Source organism: Deferrisoma sp., assembly GCF_054681715.1.
Window position 1 is genome coordinate 1 of record NZ_BAAHFQ010000224.1, and the last position, 3,910, is coordinate 3,910.

4 protein-coding genes are annotated in these 3,910 nt (G+C 74.5%); all 4 read right to left on the reverse strand.

The genetic code is table 11. The annotated features are described in order from the left end of the window. On the reverse strand, nucleotides 1-1,268 hold a 1,268-nt coding region (locus tag ACY0I8_RS16880; RefSeq protein ID WP_461395678.1), incomplete at its 3' end, for a DEAD/DEAH box helicase. Nucleotides 1,269-1,272: 4 nt separating this feature from the next. Next, nucleotides 1,273-2,328 carry a 7-cyano-7-deazaguanine synthase gene (locus ACY0I8_RS16885; protein ID WP_461395679.1) on the reverse strand — a complete coding sequence of 352 codons (1,056 nt, stop codon included), beginning with the start codon at nucleotides 2,326-2,328 and terminating at the stop codon, nucleotides 1,273-1,275. Between the two features lie 433 nt (nucleotides 2,329-2,761). Further along, entirely contained in the window at nucleotides 2,762-3,622 is an 861-nt protein-coding gene (locus ACY0I8_RS16890) for a purine-nucleoside phosphorylase (RefSeq protein WP_459942414.1), read from the reverse strand. After that, nucleotides 3,619-3,910: DUF4115 domain-containing protein (locus tag ACY0I8_RS16895; protein WP_461395680.1), on the reverse strand; the 292-nt coding region annotated here is incomplete at its 5' end. The genes ACY0I8_RS16890 and ACY0I8_RS16895, both read right to left, overlap by 4 nt.

A 3,910-nucleotide genomic window follows, 5' to 3' on the forward strand; every position in this document is an offset into this window, starting at 1 on the left:
CGGAGGAGCCCGGCCCGCTGGAGCACCCCGAACCGGTGCTGCTCGTCCACCACCACGAACCCCAGCCGGTGGAACGCCACGGACTCCTGGATGAGGGCGTGGGTGCCCACGACGAGCGGGAGCGCCCCGGTGCGGAGCCCCTCGAGGATGGCCTCCCGCTCGGCCTTGGGGGTGGAGCTCGTGAGGCATGCCACCTCGACCCCGATGGGCCGGCACAGCCGCCGGAGGTTGAGGCCGTGCTGCTCGGCCAGGATCTCGGTGGGGGCCATGAGGGCCGCCTGGTACCCCGACTCCACGGCCATGAGCGCGCTCAGGAGCGCCACCAGGGTCTTGCCGCTCCCCACGTCGCCCTGGAGCAGCCGGTGCATGGGCCGGGGGGCCTCCATGTCGCGCCGGATCTCGCCGAGCACCCGGCGCTGGGCCGCGGTGAGTTCGAAGGGGAGGCTTTTGAGCAGGGGCTTGATGAGCCGGAAATCCGGCCGGAAGGCGATGCCCCGGGCCGGCCCCTGGCCCTCGCGGCGCAGAAGCAGGCCCAACTGGAGGAAGAAGAACTCCTCGAGCACGAGCGCCCGGCGGTGCCGGGCCACCCAGCGGGGGAGGTCGGGGCCGCCCCGGCTGGGGAAATGCACCTCCCGGTAGGCCTCGGCCATGGGGGGAAGGCCCAGATCCTCGGCCAGCGGCTCGGGCACCAGGTCCACCACGGCCGGCAGGGCGTGGGCCAGCGCCGCCTCCAGGATGCGGCGCAGGGCCTTGGGATGCACCCCCTCCACCTCGGAGTACACCGGCACCACCCGCTCGAGCCCGCCCGGGTCGTCGCCGGGGTCGAGGGGCTCGAGCTCCGGGTGGTCGATCTCGGGCCGGCCCTGGAACACCCGCACGGTGCCGGAACCGGCCACCTCGGTGCCGGGCCGGAACCGGTCCTGGAGCCACCGGAAATTGCCCCGGAACCATTTGAGGGTGACCCAGCCCGCGCCGTCGGTGACCCGGGCCTCCAGGACCCGGCGGCGGTGGTAGTCCCTGACCCCGATCGCCTCGACCCGGGCCCGGAAGACCGCGGTTTCGCCCGGCGCGAGGCGATGGAGCGGGGTCGGCCGGGTGCGGTCCTCGTGGCGAAGGGGCAGGAACACGAGCGCGTCGCCCAGGGTCCTCAGGCCCTTGCGGCCGAGCTTCTCCGCCACCCTCGGGCCCACGCCCCGCACCGTCGTGAGCGGGGTGGCGAGCACCGAGCGCATGTGGCGGTACGAGGCGAGGTCGGCCGGCCGGCGCACCGGGTCAGAACCTCCAGGGCTCGATCTCCGGATCCTTGCGTTTCCGGGCCCGCACCGTCTCGGGCAGGTCGTCGGGCGCGGGGCCCACCCCGACCTCGTGCTCGTCCCCGGCCTTGGGGCAGTACCGCAGGAGCACCCCGGCCGCGGCCTCGAGGTCCTCCGGGTCCCGGAGCCGCAGGAGCCCCAGGGGCCCCGGCACCTCCCGGGCCTTGAGGAACCGGTCGCCCTCCCGGGCCAGGGCGGCCACGGCCCGGTTCTCCCCCTGGTTCCGGCCCAGGGTGAGCCAGCTTCCCCCCGGCAGCCGAAACGGCCGGCCGGCGAGCAGGAGCCGCACGTCCTCCGAGGAGCGCTCCTCGGCCGGCACCTCGTCGAAGTACCGGCGCACCCGGTTCGCCAGCGTGGGGTCGGTGAGGTAGCACCCCCCGGCCGGGCTCGGGTACTCCGTGATCCCCAGCTCGGCGGCAAGTTCCATCTGGGGCTTGCGCGACCGCCCCCGGAACCCGTAGAGCCGGCTCCGGTCCACCCAGCCGTGGCGCTCGGGCGCGGTGATGGGCAGGAGTTGGGCCGACAGGGGCCGGAGGATGAGCTCCCGGGCCCCCGACTGCCGGGCCACGGCGTTCATGGCGTCGCGGCGCTGGCTCATGGGCCGCTGCCCCAGGACCTCGCCGGTGATGAGGAACCGGGCCCCCTCCTGCTTCATGATCTCCAAGGCCTTGCGCACCAGAAAGATCTTGCAGTCGATGCAGGGGTTGAAGTTCTTGCCGTACCCGTACTTCGGGTTCGCGAGAACCTCCATGTACTCCTCGGACACGTCCACCACCCGGGCCGTGATGCCGTACTTCTCGCGGAAAAAGGCCTCCACCTCGGCCTCCCGGCCCCGCTTGTGGCCGCCGAAAAACGGGGTGATGAAGTGAAGGGCCAGGACCTCGACCCCCTGGTCCTGGACCACCCGGGTGGCGAGGATCGAGTCGAGCCCCCCGGACAGGAGGCTCACGGCCTTGACCGGCCCCTCGGGGGCCGGCGTCTGGTCGCTGGGCTTAGAGGTGTTCTCGGCGTTCACACCGTCTCCTTGGTGTCAGACATCAGACGACAGAGGTCAGAGGTCGGTTTCGAGCCTCCTCGCGGGACGCCCCCGTCTCCTTCTCCCCCTCCCCCCTGCCCCCCTCCCACCAGGGGAGGGGGGTACGCTCGACGCCGCCCCGGCCCGCTCTTTGTCTCCCTCTCCCCCCACCAGGGGGAAGGGCCGGGGCGAGGGGGGGATCTCCATCCGCCTCGCGCAGGGCCTCGATGTTCCATCAACCGCAACACGCGGCACCCGATCGCCACGGCTCGCGGTGGTCCCCTCGTCCCCCTCCCCCCTGCCCCCCTCCCACCAGGGAAAGGGGGGGCGCTCGACGCCGCCCCTGGCCGCCCTCTGTCTCCCTCTCCCCCCACCGGGGAGAGAGGGCCGGGGTGAGGGGGGCGCACGGGGAACCCGGCGAGGCGTGCGCCCGTTATCCGCCCCCTGGCTTCGGCGCCCCGAACCCTCCGGCCCCCGGCCGGCTCGCCCTCCACGCCCGGATCGTGGCTTCCAGCAGGGTCCGGCCCTGCCCGGCGTCGCGGGCGGCCTGGGCCACCACGTCCCGGTGGTCCAAGGCCGAGGGGCCGAGGCCGGCCGCGGGGTTCGCCACCCGGGCCCAGGCCGCCACCTCGAGCCCCAGGAACCGCGCCCACACGGCCTCGGGCACCACCGACATCCCCACCACCGACGCCCCGGCCCCCCGGGCCCAGGCGATCTCGGCCGGGGTCTCGTAGGTGGGCCCCGGGAACGCCGCGTACACGCCCCGGGCGATGGGGATCCCTTCCGCCCTCGCGACCTCGGGCCACAGATCGGCCCGGTAGGTCCCCGTGAGGTCCACGAACGCCGGCGTGCCGTCGGGGGTCCGGACGGCCTCGAGGGGATTTCTCCCCAGCCAGTTCAGGTGGTCGGTCACGAACACCCAGGTCCCGGGAACGAGGGCGGGGTCGAGCCCTCCGGCCGCCGCGAAGAGCACCAGGAACCGCACCCCGAGACGGGCGGCCAGGCGGACCGGGAACGCGGCCTGGGCGGGTGTGATGCCCTCGTAGAGGTGCCGCCGGCCCTGGAACACGAGGACCCGCTCGCCGGCGATCTGCGCCACCCCCACCCGGCCGGCGTGGCCCGGCACCCCGGGCGCCCCGAGCCCGGGCACCCGCTCGTAGGGGATCGCGTCCGGAAGCCCCCCCACGACGGGCCCCAGCCCAGACCCCAGGACCACGGCCACCTCGGCCCGGAACCCCTCGCCCAGCACCCGGGCCGCCGCCGCGGCCAGGGGGTCGCGCCAGGGACCGGTCACGGCCGCAACCCCTCCAGGTCGCGGGGGAACCGGAACTCCTTTACCTCGCCGGGCCGGCCCGGCACCTTGAGCGCCTCGCCGTTCCACGAAAACCGCACCCCGCCGGCGTTCCCGAGTTTCACCAGGAACCCCTCGGAGGCCTCGTAAGTCCGGGTCTCCCCGGGCCGGAACACCCGGTCCACGGGCTTTCCGCCGTCCGCCACCACCCGGACCCAGGCCTTCTCGGTGGCCGTGATCTCGAGCCGCAGGCGTTCCGGCCGGGCGGGCTCGGCCACCGGTTCCGGGGGC